The 19,272-nt window shown below is 53.1% G+C and carries 16 protein-coding genes and 1 tRNA gene; 4 read left to right on the top strand and 13 right to left on the bottom strand.

Annotated elements, in window-relative coordinates; all coding sequences use genetic code 11:
- Positions 1-65: 65 nt before the first annotated feature.
- From L3K52_14615 to serS, 6 genes are all read right to left on the bottom strand, one after another.
- Positions 66-974 (bottom strand): LysR family transcriptional regulator, encoded by a 909-nt coding sequence (locus L3K52_14615; GenBank protein ID UOG91417.1) that lies wholly within the window; start codon positions 972-974, stop codon positions 66-68.
- Positions 975-1,248: 274 nt separating this feature from the next.
- Positions 1,249-1,470: a cbb3-type cytochrome oxidase assembly protein CcoS gene (gene ccoS, locus L3K52_14620; GenBank protein UOG91418.1), complete on the bottom strand. Its 222-nt coding sequence runs from the start codon at positions 1,468-1,470 to the stop codon at positions 1,249-1,251.
- Positions 1,471-1,510: 40 nt separating this feature from the next.
- Complete coding sequence (gene cadA, locus L3K52_14625; protein UOG91419.1) at positions 1,511-3,943, bottom strand: cadmium-translocating P-type ATPase; 2,433 nt, start codon at positions 3,941-3,943, stop codon at positions 1,511-1,513.
- A 6-nt stretch (positions 3,944-3,949) separates the two neighbouring features.
- Positions 3,950-4,771 (bottom strand): FixH family protein, encoded by an 822-nt coding sequence (locus L3K52_14630; protein UOG91420.1) that lies wholly within the window; start codon positions 4,769-4,771, stop codon positions 3,950-3,952.
- Positions 4,772-4,777: 6 nt separating this feature from the next.
- Positions 4,778-6,178, bottom strand: coding sequence for a cytochrome c oxidase accessory protein CcoG (gene ccoG, locus L3K52_14635; GenBank protein ID UOG91421.1), 1,401 nt, complete (start codon positions 6,176-6,178; stop codon positions 4,778-4,780).
- A 114-nt stretch (positions 6,179-6,292) separates the two neighbouring features.
- The gene (gene serS, locus L3K52_14640) at positions 6,293-7,564 is read right to left on the bottom strand and encodes a serine--tRNA ligase (GenBank protein ID UOG91422.1); all 1,272 of its coding nucleotides are present in this window, start codon (positions 7,562-7,564) and stop codon (positions 6,293-6,295) included.
- Positions 7,565-7,687: 123 nt separating this feature from the next.
- Between serS and L3K52_14645 the strand changes: the two genes are divergently transcribed.
- Together L3K52_14645 and L3K52_14650 are read left to right on the top strand one after the other, a co-directional pair.
- Positions 7,688-7,912 (top strand): type II toxin-antitoxin system HigB family toxin, encoded by a 225-nt coding sequence (locus L3K52_14645; GenBank protein ID UOG94016.1) that lies wholly within the window; start codon positions 7,688-7,690, stop codon positions 7,910-7,912.
- Between the two features lie 8 nt (positions 7,913-7,920).
- Entirely contained in the window at positions 7,921-8,274 is a 354-nt protein-coding gene (locus L3K52_14650; protein ID UOG91423.1) for a transcriptional regulator, read from the top strand.
- A gap of 61 nt (positions 8,275-8,335) precedes the next feature.
- Here the strand turns inward: L3K52_14650 and L3K52_14655 are convergent.
- Positions 8,336-8,423 (bottom strand) — tRNA-Ser (locus L3K52_14655).
- Positions 8,424-8,561: 138 nt separating this feature from the next.
- On the opposite strand from L3K52_14655, the gene purM reads away from it, so the two are divergent.
- Together purM and purN are read left to right on the top strand one after the other, a co-directional pair.
- Positions 8,562-9,605 (top strand): phosphoribosylformylglycinamidine cyclo-ligase, encoded by a 1,044-nt coding sequence (purM, locus tag L3K52_14660; protein ID UOG91424.1) that lies wholly within the window; start codon positions 8,562-8,564, stop codon positions 9,603-9,605.
- Positions 9,595-10,260, top strand: coding sequence for a phosphoribosylglycinamide formyltransferase (purN, locus tag L3K52_14665; GenBank protein UOG91425.1), 666 nt, complete (start codon positions 9,595-9,597; stop codon positions 10,258-10,260). The genes purM and purN overlap by 11 nt, the downstream gene beginning before the upstream one ends.
- Here purN and L3K52_14670 read toward each other — a convergent pair whose 3' ends face one another.
- The 6 genes from L3K52_14670 to rng are packed head-to-tail and all read right to left on the bottom strand — an operon-like array spanning position 10,261 to position 19,255.
- Positions 10,261-10,572, bottom strand: coding sequence for a pyrimidine/purine nucleoside phosphorylase (locus tag L3K52_14670; GenBank protein ID UOG91426.1), 312 nt, complete (start codon positions 10,570-10,572; stop codon positions 10,261-10,263).
- Positions 10,573-10,586: 14 nt separating this feature from the next.
- The gene (gene pmbA / locus L3K52_14675; protein UOG91427.1) at positions 10,587-11,930 is read right to left on the bottom strand and encodes a metalloprotease PmbA; all 1,344 of its coding nucleotides are present in this window, start codon (positions 11,928-11,930) and stop codon (positions 10,587-10,589) included.
- Between the two features lie 11 nt (positions 11,931-11,941).
- Positions 11,942-13,390, bottom strand: coding sequence for a metalloprotease TldD (gene tldD / locus L3K52_14680; protein ID UOG91428.1), 1,449 nt, complete (start codon positions 13,388-13,390; stop codon positions 11,942-11,944).
- A complete protein-coding gene (locus L3K52_14685) occupies positions 13,387-14,223 on the bottom strand; it encodes a carbon-nitrogen hydrolase family protein (GenBank protein ID UOG91429.1) in 837 nt (278 codons plus the stop codon). The genes tldD and L3K52_14685 overlap by 4 nt, the downstream gene beginning before the upstream one ends.
- 42 nt (positions 14,224-14,265) lie before the next feature.
- Positions 14,266-17,790, bottom strand: a complete 3,525-nt coding sequence (locus L3K52_14690) for a hypothetical protein (GenBank protein ID UOG91430.1) — start codon at positions 17,788-17,790, stop codon at positions 14,266-14,268.
- Complete coding sequence (gene rng, locus L3K52_14695) at positions 17,777-19,255, bottom strand: ribonuclease G (protein UOG91431.1); 1,479 nt, start codon at positions 19,253-19,255, stop codon at positions 17,777-17,779. The genes L3K52_14690 and rng overlap by 14 nt, the downstream gene beginning before the upstream one ends.
- Between the last annotated feature and the right edge of the window lie 17 nt (positions 19,256-19,272).

Here is a 19,272-nt window from a genome sequence, read left to right on the forward strand (position 1 = left end):
GGGGATTTCCTATCGAATACTAAGAATCCGGGGTACAGCAAGATGCGCTGTACCCAACACGGATTTTATTTCTGCTTTTTGAGGTTTTCGCAATAACCGCGTGCAAACTCCAGCAGCTCTTCCATCGCACGGACTTTGAACTTTTGACGCTGGCGCACAAACGAGAAGTCACGTGTCAGTGGCGGATCAAGCGGAATGGCTACCAAGGAACAAAGCTTCAGTTCTTTGCCGATGCTGGCGCTGGAAACAATGGAGACGCCCATACCGGCTTCCACTGCACCTTTTACCGCTTCCGGGCTACCCAGTTCCAAACAAGCGTTCATTGCGTGTTTGTCCATGCCCAAGGCATACAGGTAGTCGAGTACCACTTCACGTGTGCCGGAACCTTCTTCACGGCAGATGAACGGATAATCCAGCACGTCTTTCAGCTTGACAGCGGTTTTGCTTGCCAATGCGTGTGTCGGTGGAACAATCAGCACCAAATCGTCTTGGCGGCAAACTTCTACCAGCAAGTTTTTATTGTTGACCATGCCTTCGACAACGCCAAGATCAATCACGTTGTTTTCCACCATCGACACAATGCCCTCGGTGTTCGACACACGTAAGCGCAATCTGACGTCAGGGTTTTTGGAATTAAACTCACCCAGCAATGACGGCAGCATGTATTCCGAAATGGTCGTGCTCGCTCCGATGGTCAACGAACCGCTGATGTCATTGGTCATTTCACGAATGGCGTTTTCCATTTCGCTGTATTGCTCAAAAATACGCTCAGAGTACTCGAACACGATCTTGCCCGCTTCGGTCAGGGAAACACGGTTGTGCGTCCGGTCAAACAAGCGAGTGTCAAACTGGTCTTCTAACTGACGAATCTGGAATGTTACCGCCGGTTGTGTCATGTGCAGCACTTCTGCTGCCTTGGTGAAGCTCAACAGTCGAGCCACCGCGTGAAAGACCTGTAATCTTCTATCAGCCATACGATTACCTATTCTCCTATTACCAGTCTTAGCAAACCCCACAGGGAAATTATCCTTTTCATCCCTGCTTCGGTTATTCATTCCCGAATATTTACTACTGATCAATGTTTAAAAAAATCTATCAAAAAACCCAGGCAGTCATCACCAAAGGAATTTGTTATAGATAGCATAGAACAATTTTCACATTATGGTTAATGATATGTTCAGCTTTACGAATAAAATGATGTAGAGAGGATAAGTGGCGACGAACGGCACATTGCTTGACGCGCTGACATTACGCACTTTTCTTCTCTTCCTCATTCACGGCGGTTGCAGCGGGCACGGCGGGCACAACGTGATTGCCGGGGATGCGCGGGTCATCGTCATCCATCAAGATGCGGTGCGCGGGTCCTTCCAAATCATCGTATTGACCGCTTCTAACGGTATAAATGAAAGCTACCACCACCACGATCATTACGCCGAGTGCTATCGGAATCAGCAAGTACAAGGCATCCATCGCATTACACCTCAACCAAACATGCCATTATAGACCAAGATTAATCATTTTTCAGGCGTAATGAATTCAGCACCACGACCAAAGAGCTGGCAGACATGCCAATTGCTGCCATCCACGGCGCTACCATGCCAGTCGCTGCCAAAGGAATAGCCAGCAGATTATAGGCAATTGTCCATAAGAAGTTTTGCTTGATGATGGTTTGCATCCGCCGTGAAGTGCGTACTGCAAACGGCAGTTGTCGTAAATTCTCGGATAATAACACCATGTCAGCGCTGGCTTGAGCCAATTGGGAGCCACTGCCCATCGCAATCGACACCGGCGCACCTGCTAACACGGGCGCATCGTTCACCCCATCGCCAACCATTGCCACGATCGCCCCTTGGGATTGCAAATGCCGCAAGTACGCCAACTTCGCATCCGGCAATTGCCCGCCGTGTGCATGAGAAATACCCAATTGCTGAGCAACAGCAGCAACCACAGGCGGGGAATCGCCACTCAGCAAAGTCACGGTAATCCCTAACGCTTGCAACTCTTGCACCATTTGCGCTGCTTCAGCGCGTAGCTGATCCGCAAGGCTGAAAATGGCCAGCCAGCCATCGTCCGCACCGAGAAAAATTTGCGAACGCTCACCAGCGTCTGACACATTCGCAGGCAATTCGCACTGGGTCAATTCCTCAACAAACACGCGAGTACCAATCCGGTAATGCTTGCCAGCGTATACGCCTTTCACGCCACGCCCCGACGCTGCGGTTAGCTCAAGCACCTTGGCAGGGCTGTCGCTGAGGCGTACCAGCGCTTGGGCAACGGGATGTTCCGATGCCATTTCTAGCCCGGCGGCTATTTGCTGGCAAAGCTGTGCCGAAGCTGCGCCCACCATTTGCACCTCAACCACTTCCAAATGCCCGTGCGACAGTGTGCCCGTCTTATCGAAAATAATGTGATTGATCCGCGCCAAGGTTTCCAAAGCATGACCCCGGGTCGTCAACACGCCTTTGGACGTTAGCAAACCCGTGGCAGCCGTCAGCGCCGCTGGCGTCGCCAACGAGAAGGCGCACGGGCAAGTAATAACCAACACCGACAAAGCAATCCAGAATGCCTCCGCAGGCTGGTGTTGATACCACCAAGCAAACACTGCCACCGAGGTGATTAAAATCAATGGCACAAAGCGCGAAGCCACTTTTTCCGCCAAGCGTGCCAATTCCGGCTTTTCCGCTTGCGCCCGCTCCAGCAAACGAATGATCGCCGCCAATACGGTGCTATCGCCTACTTTGTCGACACGCATCGTCAGCGGGCTTTCCATGTTCACCGTGCCACCAACCAATGCATCGCCACGCTGTTTCTGGCACGGCAGGCTTTCACCCGTCAATAACGACTCATTGGTGCTACTCGTGCCGTCGGTAACAACGCCATCGGCTGGCACCACCTCGCCCGGCTTTATCAGGACGTAATCACCGAGTTCAAGCTGGCTGACCGGAATCACTTCCTGTTCGCCGTCGCGCAAGCGCGTCGCGGTCGCGGGCATTAAGCGCACCAACGCCTCTGCCACTTGTCCCGCCTTGTGCCGCGCCGTCATTTCCAAATAGCGGCCAGTCAACAGGAAAAAAGTGAACATTGTCACCGAGTCGAAATAAACTTCACCACCGCCGGTAAACGTTGCCCAGACGCTGGCGCTAAACGCAATCGCGATGGCCAGTGACACCGGCACGTCCATGCCGAAGCGCCCGCGCCGTAAATCACGCCACGCCGAACTGAAAAACACCTTTGCCGAATAAAACACCACGGGGGTGGTCATGATCAAACTGATCCAGCGCAAGAAATCGCGCATTCCGGTATCCATATCCGACACCGCGCCGACATACATTGCGATGGCAATCATCATCACCTGCATCATGCCCAAACCCGCGATGGCAATGCGCCGCAAAGCAGCCGACTTTTCCTTTTTTTGCAGGGATTCCAGCCGACGCGGGTCAAACGGGTGTGCGTGATAACCGATTTCAGAAATGGATTGCAACACCTGACTTAAATTCAAGCGCTCGTTATCCCACCGCAAGGTAGCGCGGTGTGTGGAATAATTGATGCGGAACTCCAACACGCCATCCAGTTGCTTGACGTGATGCTCGTTAAGCCAAACACACGCAGCACACACAATGCCTTCTAAGATCAACGACGCTTCCCGAATATTTGCGCCGGTTTCGCGCACGAACGATTTTTGCAATTCTGGGGAATCGTAGACTTGTAGCTGCCGCAACGCTTCCGGTACCAAATCATCGGGTTTATCGCTGATTTCGGTGCGGAAACGGTAATAATCGGTGAGGTTATTGTCGACAATGGCTTGCGCCACCGCTTGACAGCCGGTGCAGCACATTTCACGCGGCTGGTTATCAATCTTGACATGATAAGGCTTGCCCGCTGGCACGGGCTGACCACAATGAAAGCAAGCGCCGGGGGCAACTTGTAAAGGGAATTCACTCATAGTGGCTTATCGTTGCTCGCCAATCCAAGTGCTGCCTTTCACTTCGTGAATATCATCACCCCGTTTGATCGTCATGACCATATCCCAAGCGCCTGGTGCAGGTAGGGCAATCGGTTGACCGTAAAACCCAGGCGCAGCTTCAGGCAAATCCAAGGTGACATCCAATGCTTTAGCGGAAGGCCGTAAAAAAGACACTTGCACTTGACCGCCTGTCACCGCTTGACCGGCTTTGTCGGTGACATGGATGCGGAACATGCTGACTTTATTCGGTTGCGGCTTTTCCAGCCAACCATCGGCGACTTGCCAGCCACGTTCCTGCTGCATTTTCAATTGATCAATGTAGCTGTTATACAAATCATACTTTTTCTGGTAATCATTGGAAACGGTACCGGGAAAAGCCGAAATGACATTTTTAGCACTTTCACGGCGTGGTTCCGGCAGAAACTTGCGGATAAAGTCGGCACTGGCGCCGCTATTTGCCAAGGTAATAATCGTAGAGTCCACAATCACCAAGATCATGAAAAATCCAATGATAATTCCCGGCCCCCAATGCAGCCTGCCGCTATCCACCTGTGTGCCGCGTCGATTACCGACAATGATACCGGGCAATACCGCTGCCATGGTGAAAAAGGCAAAGTGGATGGCGAACACATCCAAACTTGCCCAATACAATACCGCTAAGGGCACGTAAACCGACAGCACCACCAAAAACGTCAGCAGTGAGGCCAGCTTACCGGGGCGTTTCCAGACCTTGTAAAACAACACAAACAGTGCCAGCGCAGCCAGTACGCCGACCCCTAATGTGAATGCTATATTTTGATTTTCCATGCAACCTTACGGAGTCATAAAGTGTGAAGGGATGATGACCGGCTCAGTCACTTTACCTTCCGACGGCGTGAGCCTGAACTGGAAGTCGTGATTTTTGCCTGCCTCACCGGGTTGCATAGTATAGCGGATTTTTGCCAAGACACGCAGAGTTGAATCCGGCTTCACGCTCAAATCATTGATCTGCAATTCCATTTCAGCATTGGGCAAACCCTCAATCGCCAAGGTATAACGCGCTGCTTCCATGGTTTTGTTGTTAATTTTGACTTCGTAGCTGTTCTGGATACGTCCATCCGACAGGGTAACATACAAGGGGCTGCGAATTTGTACGGCAGTCACTTCCAGTTGTTTGCTGCTGGCAATGCTCCACACCAAATAGACCGCCGCCAACAAGGTAGCGAGGCCGTAACCCACGGTGCGTAACTTGAAAATTTTGGTTTTACCGCCTTCTAGCGCATGTTCAGAGGTGTATCGGATCAAACCGCGCTCCCAACCCTGCTTATCCATAATGCCGTCGCACGCATCAATGCACAACGCGCAGTGAATACAACCGATCTGCAAGCCGTTACGGATGTCGATTCCGGTCGGGCAAACTTGCACGCACAAACCGCAGTCGATGCAATCGCCATGCCCTGTATCCTGACGGGTTGCATGGTCACGCATTTCTTTCACCGGCTTGACGCGCCCGGATTTGCCTTCGCCGCGCTGCGCATCATACGACACGATCATGGTATCTTGGTCAAACATAACGCTTTGGAAACGTGAATAAGGGCAAATGTGCAAACACACGTGTTCTTTTGCCCAGCCTGCGGTCAAATACGTCGTGGTCATCAGAATCATCACGGTGCCGTAAACCGCAGCAGGAGCGGTGCCGGTAAAGAACCCGGCAGTTAATTCAAACGCATCGCCCCAATAGAGTGCAAAACTTAACCCAGTCCACATGGACAACAGCAGCCACAACGCATGAGTCGAACCAATCTTGCGAATTTTCTCAAAATTCCAAGGCTGTTTTTCCAAGCGCAACCGCGCTACCCGGTCGCCTTGCACCCAACGCTCCATCCAACGGAAAGCGTCCATCCACAGGGTTTGGAAACAAAAATACCCGCAGAACACCCGCCCGAACAAGGTGGTCACGAAGAACAACAGTACCGCCGCCAAAAACAGGAGCGCGGTCAACCAGAAAATATCCTGCGCGTGCATTACCAAGTCGAACATGTAATAACGCCGCCCCGGAATGTCAAACAAAATTGCCTGATCGGGGCCTACCGCGCGTTCCCAACGCACCCACGGCAGTAAAAAAAACACCGCATAGCCTAGCAGCAAAATCGCGGTTTTAATGTTACGAAAGCGGCCTTCCACCGAACGCGGCTGGAGGGAGGCTTTGGGCAGGATGACTTGTTCAGTACTCATATTGCAATATCCAATCGTTGGCTTTGCCGGACGGGGTGAAAAAACCACATAATACCCGACCCCATGCCATTTACATTGCGCAGTATCAAGTTAATGCGGTATTTCCCTGATTTCTCACAGATACTCAGCGTTACCCATGTACCCGCGTAACACAGCGGGAATACGAATGCGCCCGTCGGCTTCCTGGTAATTTTCCAGCACAGCGACCAAGGTGCGCCCCACTGCTAACCCAGAACCGTTCAACGTGTGCAGCAACTCCGGCTTGCCGGTTTCAGGGTTACGGTAACGCGCCATCATGCGGCGTGCCTGAAAATCCCCGAAAACAGAACACGATGAAATCTCACGGTATTTTTGCTGACCCGGCAGCCAGACTTCAAGATCATAAGTTTTCATCGAGGAAAAGCCGGTATCGCCTGCACACAATACAATCACCCGGTACGGCAGCCCCAACTTTTGCAAAATCGCTTCGGCATTGCCCGTCAAACTTTCCAATGCTTGCGTGGAATCTTCCGGGCGCACCAATTGCACCATTTCCACTTTCTCAAACTGATGTTGGCGGATCAAGCCACGGGTATCCTTGCCGTAGGAACCCGCTTCGGAACGGAAACACGGCGTATGGCAAGCGTATTTCACCGGCAATTCGGCAGCATCAATAATGGTATCGCGTGCCAGATTCGTGACCGGCACTTCAGCGGTCGGAATCAGGTAATACCCTTGTTCGCCTTCCAGCTTAAACAAATCTTCGGCAAATTTCGGCAACTGCCCCGTGCCACGCAAACTGTCCGCATTCACCATGTACGGCACATACGCTTCGGTGTAACCGTGTTCCTGCGTGTGCGTATCAAGCATGAACTGAATCAGCGCCCGGTGCAGCCGCGCCATTGCGCCGCGCATCACCACGAAACGTGAGCCGGTAAGTTTTGCACCCGCATCAAAATCCATCCACCCATTCGGTAAACCGAGGTCAACGTGATCCTTGGGTTCAAAATCAAACGCGGGCGGCTCACCCCAGCGGCGAATTTCAACATTGGCATTTTCATCTTTGCCGTCGGGCACCGAAGCGTCCAGCACATTGGGAATGCCCATCACAATGGCATCAAGCTCGGCTTGTAAACTGGCGAGTTGCTGCTCTTTTTCCTTGAGCGTGTCGCCCATATCCGCGACTTCGGTGAGTAAGGGTTGAATGTCTATGCCCTTCGCTTTGGCTTGCCCAATGGTTTTGGAACGCGAGTTACGTTCATTTTGTAAGGTTTGGGTATCCACTTGTAAGGCTTTGCGGCGCTCTTCGACCGCGCGGATGGTATCCACATCCAGCTTGAAACCGCGTCGTGCCAATTGTGCCGCGATTGCATCCAGATCGGTTCTTAAACGTTTTGGGTCCAACATAACTCTTGTTCCATGCGTGTATTGCAGAAAGGCGCTATATTAACGCAGTTTCAAAAACAGTAGGCATAATTAAAACACTTCTGGGAAGAATCTCCGCATTATGCCGATGCCATAGAACCCATACTGGCATGGTACAGGCACGCCCTAAAAGCTGACTGGGAAGCACCCGCTGACGTAAAAGCTGATTTTGGCAATGCCAGCATCCTGCGAGATGGGCGCGTAGTCTTCAACATCGCAGGCAACAAATACCGCCTGATCGTCTGGATCAACTACCCCTACCGCATCATGTACGTGCGTTTCATCGGCACACACGCCCAATACGACGCGATAGACGCACAAACCATCTGAGGCAAAATATGAACATTAAACCTATCCACACCGAACAAGACTACCAAGACACACTAACCATCATCAGCAGCCTAATGACTGCCGCCTATGGCACGCCCGAAGGCGACCGCCTCGACGTACTGACAACACTGGTAGAAGCATGGGAGCGCGAACACTACCCAATGGCAGCCCCTGATCCCATCGAAGCCATCAAATTCGCCATGGAACAACGCGGGCTGGAAGTGAAAGATCTCATCCCCATGATCGGGCAAACTAACCGCATTTACGAAGTGCTCAATCGCAAACGTCCGCTAACCCTTAACATGATTAAAAGGCTGCACAAAGATTTGGGCATTCCCGCTGAATCCCTACTCGCCGCTTGAGCAACTAGCAGGCAATAAAAAAGGGCTGCACCGTAAAAACGATGCAACCCTTTGATATTGGTGGCGGAGAGCGAGGGATTCGAACCCCCGGAGGTTTAACCCTCAACGGTTTTCAAGACCGCCGCATTCGACCACTCTGCCAGCTCTCCGAAGGATGCATATGTTACGCAAAGTGTTCGGCGATTTCCAGTGTTTTTTCAAACAAAGGTTGGATTTTCTGTGTGTCAGCCGATGGGTGGCTATGTTAGAATCCGCGATTTGTGGCTGCCCTAACCGAGACAGGCTTAATGGATTCAAGCAAACCTTCTTTGACCTACCGTGACGCTGGCGTTGATATTGACGCAGGTAACACGCTGGTAGAACGCATCAAACCCCATGCGCAACGCACCAAACGCCCTGAAATGCTCAGCGGATTGGGCGGCTTTGGCGCACTCATGTCGATCCCGTCACACTACAAAAATCCGGTGTTGGTATCCGGCACGGATGGCGTAGGCACCAAACTCCGCCTCGCGATCGACACCGGCATTTACGACACGATTGGCATTGACTTGGTAGCAATGTGCGTCAATGACATTATCGTCAGCGGTGCAGAGCCGTTATTTTTCCTCGACTACTTCGCCACCGGCAAACTCGACGTTGATATGGCTGAAAGAGTCATTGCCGGTATCGCCGAAGGCTGTTCCCAAGCCGGTGCAGCACTCGCAGGCGGCGAAACAGCCGAAATGCCGGGCATGTATCACGGTGACGATTTCGACCTCGCTGGCTTCTGCGTCGGCGTGGTGGAACGTGACAATATTCTCGACAATTCCCGCGTACACCGCAATGACGTGCTGATTGGATTGGCTTCCAGTGGCCCGCATTCCAACGGTTATTCATTGATTCGCAAAATCATTGAAGTCAGTGGCGCGTCATTGGATGAAGCCTTTGGTGACAGCACCTTAGGGCGTACTTTACTGGAACCGACCCGCATTTACGTCAAAGCGATTCTCGGCTTAATGCGCCGCTACGATTTGCACGCCGTCGCACACATCACGGGCGGTGGTTTAACCGAAAATTTACCGCGTGTCTTGCCTGCCCGCACCAAAGCTAAAATCAGTTTGAGTAGCTGGCAACGCCCCGAAATCTTCAACTGGTTGCAGGAAAAAGGCGGCGTGGCGGATGACGAAATGCTACGCACCTTCAACTGCGGCATCGGCATGATCTTGGTCGTTCCCGCCGATAAATCCGAAGAAATCATTAGCACTTGCCGCTTGGAAAACATCAAAGCTTGGCAAATTGGCACGATGGATGCTTCTGACAGCGATACCCCTTTCGTCCAGTATGTCGATTGATCAGCATACAGCACTGCCTGCCTTGGTAGTGCTGATTTCAGGCAGCGGCAGCAATTTGCAAGCCATTATCGACGCGATTAAAGCCGGTCGCCTCAGGGCGCGGATTGTGGCGGTGATCAGCAATCGCGCCGAGGTGTATGGCTTGCAACGCGCTACCGATGCCGGAATTCCGACCGTCACGCTGGATCACACCCGCTTTGACAGCCGCGCCGCATTCGATCAAGCCTTGCAAGCGCAGATTGACGGTTTCGAGCCGGATTTGGTGGTGTTGGCGGGTTTTATGCGCATCCTCACCCCCGATTTTGTGCGCCATTACGCGGGACGAATGCTGAATATCCACCCTTCCCTATTGCCACTGTACAAAGGTATTAATACCCATCGGCGCGTATTGGAAGATGGCGGGCATGAACACGGCGTGAGCGTACATTTCGTGACCCCAGAATTGGATGGTGGCCCGGTGATTATTCAAGCCAAAGTGCCGGTGTTACCCAGCGATACGGAACAAAGCCTTGCGCAACGGATACAAGAGCAGGAACACATCATCTACCCACAGGCGCTCAAATGGTTTGTGGAAGGCAGATTAACACTGGAAGGCAATCAGGCAATGCTGGACGGGCAAGCCTTAACTCGCCCCGCCCAACACATCAGCCATTAATCAACCGAAGTGGCACACGTAGTGCAAATCTGCCAAGGTTTCAATATCGAAAGATGAATTTGCACCCACCTCAAACGATTGCCCACCGGCGTAATCGACCCAAGCATCACTGCCCGCCAAGCGCACACGGCAGCGACCTTGCAACAATTCCATAATCTCCGGCGCACCCGTATTAAACGTCAAGGTAGACGGTAAAATCACCCCCACGCTCTTACGGGTGCCATCCGCCAGCGTCACGGTGTGACTGACGCACTTACCCTCAAAATACACATTCGCTGTTTTAGTAACGCTGACATTCTCAAACTGACTCATACACTTCCTTTAAACTATTGACCGGCAATGGTCATTTTATCAATCAAAATCGACCCGGTACGGATACTACCACGCGCATCCACATCATCCCCAATCGCGACGATGCCTTGGAACATAGCCTTCAAATTTCCGGCAATCGTCACCTCTTCCACCGGATGCACAATCATGCCGTTTTCGACCCAGTAACCCACCGCACCCCGCGAATAATCGCCGGTAATGCCATTGACACCGCTGCCAATCAATTCCGTTACCATCAATCCCGTACCCATTTGCGCCAACAAATCAGGGAAACTCACCCCCGTATCCGCCAGCAACAGATTGGTTGCGCCACTCGCACTGCCCGTGCTTTGCATTCCCAACTTGCGAGCGCTGTAACTGCCAAGGAAATAGCCTTGAATAATGCCATCTTTGACAATATCCCGCGCTTGCGTTGCCACGCCTTCGGCATCGTAGGAACGGCTACCCAAGGCTTGACGAATCAACGGGTCTTCACGCAACTGCACGAAATCGGGGAAGGCTTGTTGCCCAATCGAATTCAGCAAAAAGCTGGCTTTGCGGTATTGCGAACCACCACTGATGGCTGACACCAATTGCCCAACCAACCCCCGCGCCATTTGCGGCACAAACAATACCGGCGCTTCACGGGTAGACAAGGAACGCGCATTCAAGCGCCGCACCGTGCGTTGCGCTGCCTCCGCGCCTACACTATCCGCCGATTCCAGCAACCCCGGCACGCGCGATACGCTGTACCAGTAATCGCGCTGCATGGACTCGCCATCTTGCGCCACCACCGAACAGCTCAGGGAATGGCGCGTGCTGTGACTAACCCCCATGAAACCGTGCGAATTCGCGTACAAACTCATGCCCGCGTAGCTATCCACGCCCGCGCCTTCGCTATTGGTAATGCGGGCATCGTGTTCACGCGCCACCGCTTCGGTTTGCAGCGCCATGTCAATGGCCATGTCCGCATTCAATTCCCACGGATGGTACAAATCCAGCTTCGGAAATTCGCTCGCCATGCGTTCCGCATCCGCCAAACCGTTGAAATCGTCTTCCGAGGTATAACGCGCAATCCGGCACGCCGCCTCCAAAGTATCCTCCAAGGCTTGCGGCGAAAAATCACCCGTCGAGGCATAGCCTTTGCGATGCCCAAAATACACCGCGAGATTAATACCCTGATCACGGTGGTATTGCAGCTTCTCCACCTGCCCCATGCGCACTTCGACCGAAAGCCCCATGCTTTTGTCGATGTCGAGTTCAGCCGCTGTCGCGCCTTTGGCTTTGGCTGCCGCCAGCACCTGCTCCGCCATCGCTTGAAATTCAGTCGAGAGGTCGAAACGGTTGTCGAGTTCAATCATGGTCATTATCCTTATGCTGTCGCTGTGCCGCCAACGGTTAAACCGTCAACCCGAAGTGTTGGTTGACCCACGCCCACGGGTACGCTTTGCCCGTCTTTACCGCACACGCCGATGCCGGTATCCAGTTGCAAATCATTGCCGATCATGCTGACGCGGGTTAACACATCCGGGCCATTACCGATCAACGTGGCGTTCTTCAAAGGTTTACCGATTTTGCCGTTTTCGATTTGATACGCTTCCGAGGCAGAAAACACGAATTTCCCCGACGTAATGTCGACTTGCCCGCCAGAGAAATTCACCGCGTAAATGCCTTTCTCCACCGACGCAATGATTTCTGCCGGATCATAGTCCCCCGCCCGCATGTAGGTATTGGTCATGCGCGGCATCGGCAAATTGGCGTAAGACTGACGCCGACCATTGCCAGTGGATTGTGTCCCCATCAATGCCGCATTCTGACGGTCAAATAAATAACCTTTGAGAATGCCGTCTTCGATCAGCGTGGTGCATTGCGTTTGCGTGCCTTCATCATCCACGCTTAACGAGCCACGGCGTTGTTCCAGCGTGCCGTCATCCACCACGGTAATGCCTTTGGCTGCCACTTGTTCGCCAATCCGCCCGGCAAATGCCGAGGTGCCTTTGCGGTTAAAATCGCCTTCCAGCCCGTGCCCAATCGCTTCGTGCAATAAGACACCGGGCCAACCATTGCCCAATACCACGGTCATATTGCCCGCTGGCGCGGCTTCCGCATCCAGATTGATCAAGGCTTTGCGCACCGCTTCTTCGGCGTACTCTTGCGCCTTATTGCCACTCACGAAGTAATCGAGGTTGAAACGCCCGCCACCGCCAGCCGTCGCACTTTCGGTTTGCCCATTGCGTTCCACGATAACGGAAACATTGGCGCGTACTAACGGACGCACGTCAGCGGTCATGCGCCCGGTTTCATCCACCACCAAAATGATTTCATGCACGGCTACCATGCTCGCCATGACTTGGCGCACGTAAGGGCTGGTTGCCCGCGCAATGCTGTCAATTTGACGCAGAAAGCTGATTTTATCGTCTTCGGAAAGCGAGTTCAGCGGGTCATCCAGCCCGTAAAGCGGGCGTTGCGGGGTACGCACTGTCCACGCATTTACCGCGCCCGATTGCCCCGCACGGCTGATCGCACGCGCAGCTTTGGCAGATTCCAGCAACGCAGGCAGCGTGATTTCGCCGCTGTAGGCAAAGCCGGTTTGCTCACCGCAGACCGAGCGCACGCCCACACCTTGCTCAATGCTATAACTGCCGCTTTTGATAATGCCCTCTTCCAAGCCCCAAGATTCATGGCGGGCAGACTGAAAATACAAATCCGCCAGCGTGGTATCTTTAGTTAGAAGCTGGCTAAAGACTTGTTCCAAATGCGTTTCACTCAAACCCGTCGGGGCAAAAAATGCCTCACGAGCAAAATCGTATGCCTGTTTCATGCTGTTCCTTGATTAATATTTTGTGTCGGGCAACGGTGGGACAGTACCGGAAAGGTCTTGCGGGTTTGTTGCAATGCATCCAAATCAATGTCAGCCAAAACCACGCCAGCGCCTTTTTCACACACCCCGCGTACCCGCCCCCAATAGTCCACAATCATGCTGTGACCGTAGGTCGTGCGTCCGCTGACGTGATACCCGCCTTGTCCGGGAGCAACCACGTAGCACAGGTTTTCAATCGCCCGCGCCCGCAATAACACTTCCCAATGCGCCTTGCCCGTCAATTCGGTAAAGGCGGCGGGAACCACTAAAATTTGCGCCCCCTGCTCGGATAAGCGTCGGTACAATTCCGGGAAACGCAAGTCGTAACACACTGACATCCCGACTTTGCCAAACGGCGTATCCACCACCACGGGCGATTTACCCGGCATAGTTGTGTCGCTCTCGGTATAAACTTCCTGATTCTCGCTGAGCATGACATCGAAGAGGTGAATCTTGTCGTAACGCGCCACCACCTTGCCTTTGGCATCGTACATGAGCGAGGCGGCATAAGAACGCGCCGGATCGTCAGAACGCAGTGGAATCGTGCCTGCAATAATCCACACCCCGTATTTGCGGGCTTGCTGGCTCAAGAACGCCTGAATCGGCCCTTCCCCGAAGGTTTCCGCGACTTTCACTTTATCGGCATCGGCGGCTCCCATCATGGCAAAAGTTTCGGGAAGCACTACCATGCCTGCGCCGCGTGCTGCTGCCTCTTTAATCAAACGTCCCGCCTCCAATAAATTGGCCGGAACGTGCGGGCCTGCTGCCATTTGTAGTGCTGCGATCAACGCCATGCTGAATCTCCCCATTGCTGTATGCGTAATCTCATTGTCTGTTCAATGCATCAAAACATCAACATCCGTCTTTTTGAAGGGTGCTTTTAACTCGATAATTTCCGGGGCGTCCCACGCGCCAGTCACTCGGTAGCGTAAACCACCGGCGGCTTGCACCTGATGCGCGGCGGATTTTTCTGTCAAGGAATTCCATAACAACATCGCCGCGCCACCGCCAAGGCCACCCACGGCGACGCCGACCACCGGCAAAGTTGAGCGCAGGTTTGGCACGACCGTCACGGTATGATTCAACGTTTTGCGGCTCAGATCGAGACTACCTTCGATGCCCGCCACCATTGCGGCGGCTTCGATGAGGGTATCGTGGGTTGTCAGCACGCCGTTTTTCAAACGAAAACTGCCGGTGATGGCATCAAACGCCACGCCTTGCACCGTCATATCGTGGAAATCCAACGCCAGTCGGGTCGGCAAACGTTGCGCATCCAGCAAACCCAGTAAACGTCCCAAACCGGGGTCAACATCCGTCAAACTGCCCTTGGCAAGCTTGGCTTGAAGTTCCCCATTCACCGTTGCCAGTGCGACGCTAAACGGTGCGCCCTGCCAATGCAATTGCGCATCAGCGGTTAATGCACCGCCTTGCAAGGCCGCAACCTTACCCGGTTTTGCTAACAGCTTACCCGGTTCAGCCACCGTTGCCTTGGCGGTAAGTTCGGTGTGAGAGGTGCCGTCCACCGCTATGTACCAGCGCCCTTTCGATGCGGATAACACCATCAGCGGATGCCGGATTTCCAACTGCTCAACCAACAACGCATCGCGGGATTTATTCAAGTTAAGCTTAAGCGACTGAAGCGGGAAATCGCCCTTGCTGCAATCGGTACACGTAAACCGCATGGAGGGAAAATTCACCGGCGACAACCCCTCACCCGCTGTCGACGCGCCCGTCGGCAACTGCTTACCAAGCTGATCAAGATCAAGGTGTTGCGCATCAATATTCACCCGCCCACTTGCCATTGCCTTGACTGGTAAATGCGCATTGGCTTGTAAATTATCTGCCCGCACATGCACTTTAAGAATGTCACCACCGCTCACATTCACTGTCGCCTTGCCAAGCGACTGCTTACCCAGACTCAGCTTGCTTACCGTCAAATCGGCTTGAAATTCAGCAGGCACGGGGGTAGGTGTCGCCCCTGTACCACTGAGCATTCCCAGCCCTTGCCATGCCAGCAAATCCAATTCTGCCAACTCACCGCCGACACGAATCCCACTGGTAGGCAAGTCAACCGCCTGACCGCCCACGCCGATGCCAATGGCCGTTGCTTGCTTGCCCTTGTGCGGCAAACGCGCGTGCACCTGCAAATGTTTGCCCAACGTCACCAAAGCCTGCCAAGGTTTCGCCGAATCAAACGGCAAATCAACGTCCACCATTAATTCACGCGCCTCTGCTGCGGCTTTGCCAAACGGCGGCGGCAAAGCAATCGCCACGCCTTGCAATTGGCTACGCGCCGACACTTTCAAGCTCGCAAGTGCCTGACCTGTGGCAACATTCGCACCAAACGCGGGCAATTGTAGCCGTGTCTCCACTGACGCCGTGCCGCTCAGATAATCACGCAAACTGGCGAGGCTTTCCGGCAAAAATACCGCTGGTTGCTGCTGTTGTTGCAAATCGACGTTGATAATGCCTTTCGCTTTGTCGGTACGCGCTGACAATTTAAGCGGCTGCTTACGGTATAGCCCGCTGGCACCCGTCACCGTCACGCCATGCTGGTCAAAATGCACGTCACCCTGCAATTGGCTAAAGATTTGCTCATACGCAGGAATCGCAAAACGGTTGCCCTGCAAACTGACCACTCCATCCACCGCCACGCCTTGTTGCTCCAGCGTGGTTTGTTTTAGCGGCACATCCAGTTTGAGGTGCAATCCTGACTTGCCGGAAAACTCAGCAACTTGCATAAAATCACGCAATTGACGCCCAATCGGGGCATCTTGCAAATAATTCATGTGCGCTTGCAGATCCCCTTGGGTCTTCAAATCAAGCAGCAGGTGCGTATCCGTGGTGTGCATGTCAGGAATAGCCACTGTGCCGCCAGTCACTGCCAAATCCATAATGCGAGCGCTATGTACCGTCGCATTCATATCCACATTGTGGAAATGCAACTCTCCACTCACCTCGTTAGCGACCGGCCATTCGGGTAAATACGCCAGCACCCCGTTTTCAATGTCAAAACGAATATCAAACAACCCAGGCTGCTGCTGAAATGGAAAATCCGCCGGATTCCCGCGCAATACAAACTCACCCTTGGGCACGTTGCCGTTCACAATGGCGGTTTTCAACCACCGTTTGGTGTTATCGGGGAGAATCGAAGGAATGTAATCGCGTACATTGTCCAAAGTATGGCGTGTCGCAAACGTCATGTTGAGGTCAGCCACCGGGGATTGCTGCGTCGGTAGCGCCAGTGTGCCGGTACCTTGCAGCGTCAGATCGGGGTTTTCAGCCTGCAAATGGCTAAGGTGCCAATGCCAGCCATCGGCCCTGACTTGCCAATCCAAATCCGCTGCCAAAGAATCCAACGGTAAAGTCTTATCAAACCATTGTGGGTAAGTTAATGCACTGTCGTTGATCTTGACCTTGACGCGCCCACCTTCATTAGCAGCGGTAAACGTGGCATTCACGCCGTGCAACGCCGGGGTTTGGGCATTGCCTGTCCAACCCAAATGCTGAATTTCACCCTCACCACTGATGTGCAGTGGTTTACCCGCTACCGACTTGATGGTGGCATCCAGCTTCAAACCACCGGCATTCACGCCGTAGTGTTGCAGTAACGGCGACGGCAGCGCGGCAAGATTAAAAATCTGCGTGCGGGTGTGAAGCGTGCCATCCCATTGCGGATTTCCTTTAGAATCAGCGACTTGGTGCAACACTGCATCCAAGCCCAAGGTTTCACCAATCGCGGGGGGAAAGAGTGCATCCGTCTGCAAAGTGATCTCATTCGGTAAAATTTCGCCGATGAATTGCAAATCACTCAACGTCAGGGTGCGGTGGTTGGTGGCATCCATCCAGTGCACGAAACCGCTGTTGATGCTGATGCGGATCGGCGATTGGCGCTCAATATTCAGCGCGGTATTTTTCTGCCCCGGCAAAGGAAAACGCAAGCCCTGCACTTCCGGCAGCGCATTGGCTTCTTGACGCAGGATAAATTCGACGCCTTCCAGCACAATATCCGCCGGTTGCAAACGCAAGGTGCGTAAGCTTTCGCGCCAGTCTACCGTTAGACTCAGTTGGCGGATTTGAATCGGGGATTGCCCAGACGCATCGGTCAGTTGCAAATCTTCCAACACCCAGCGCAATGCCTCGCTGTCACGATCGACACGAATTTGCCCGATGCTGATCGGATTACCGACAAAACTCGACAATTCCTGTTCCAGTATGCCTTTGTAGTCGTCCACCATCGGCAACCACAAGTGCGCCAACCCCACCAATGCGACCAACAAAATCGCCCAGTGGAAAAAGAAGGTGAGCAGCAGGTAGGTCAGACGTAATACAAAGCCACCCTGCCTCCTAGAGAAGTACAACGTCGAAATGCTCCTGCGTGTAAAGTGCCTCTACTTGCAAACGAATCGGAATCCCCACGAATTGCTGTAATTCCGCCAAACTGTCTGATTCTTCATCAAGCAGCAAATCTACCACTTCCTGCGAAGCCAATACCAGCAATTCACGCGCATCAAACTGACGCACTGCCCGCAAGATTTCGCGGAAAACTTCGTAGCACACCGTTTCCGCGCTCTTAATAAAACCGTTACCGTTGCAGCAAGGACACGGTTGACACAACACATGTTCTAAACTTTCGCGGGTACGTTTGCGGGTCATTTCGACCAAACCCAACGGCGACACATCGCAGACGTAAGTTTTGGCGTAATCGCGTTCCAACGACTTTTCCAGCAATTTCAACACCTGTTGGCGGTGGTCGTGTTGCAGCATGTCGATGAAATCAATAATGATGATGCCGCCCAAATTACGCAGCCGTAGCTGGCGGGCAATGGTTTGCGCCGCCTCCAGATTGGTGCGAAAAATGGTTTCTTCCAGATTACGGCTGCCGACAAAGCCGCCGGTATTCACATCAATCGTGGTCATCGCCTCGGTCTGGTCGATGATCAAATAGCCACCGGATTTGAGCGGTACTTTGCGCTGCAAAGCTTTTTGGATTTCTTCTTCGACGCCATGCAAATCAAAAATCGGGCGTTCACCGGGGTAATGCGCGATGACTTCAGCCAAATCAGGAATGTATTTCTGGCTAAACTCAATCACTTTGGTCGCGGTTTCGCGGGAATCAATCTGCACTTTGCTAATTTTTTCCCCCACCATATCGCGCAATACGCGCAGCACCAAGGGCAAATCGGAATACACCAACGTGGGGGCGGGGGATTCTGCTGAAGACGTATATATATTGCCCCACAACTTGCACAGGAACTTCATATCGCTGCGCAAATCGTTTTCACTGATGCCTTCCGCAGCGGTGCGCACGATGTAACCGTGTTCGCTGCCGAACTCCAGCCGCAGGCGTTCAATCGTTGCCCGCAAGCGTTCGCGCTCCGCCCCTTCCTCAATTTTTCCCGAAACACCCACACTGTTATTGTCTGGCATCAATACCAAAAAGCGCGACGGAATGGTGACGTGCGTGGTTAAACGTGCCCCTTTCGTGCCCAGTGGGTCTTTGATGACTTGCACCAATAGCTTTTTGCCCTCGTAAAGCAATTCGCTGATTTGCACCGTGGGGCGTGGAATATTTGTGTCCTGAAACTCTTCCAACGAAGGGTGGGTAAGGTCGGAGGCATGCAAAAATGCGGATTTTTCCAAACCAATGTCAATGAAAGCCGCCTCCATCCCCGGTAGCACGCGGCTGACTTTGCCTTTATAAATATTGCCGACAATGCCTTTGCGGGTGGCACGCTCGATTAGCACCTCTTGCAAACAACCGTTTTCGAGTAAGGCAACCCGTGATTCTTGCGGGGTAACGTTGATTAGTAATTCTGCGCTCATGAGCCTGCCTTGGGTAA

This window comes from Candidatus Thiothrix sulfatifontis (assembly GCA_022828425.1).
GTDB lineage: Bacteria > Pseudomonadota > Gammaproteobacteria > Thiotrichales > Thiotrichaceae > Thiothrix > Thiothrix sulfatifontis.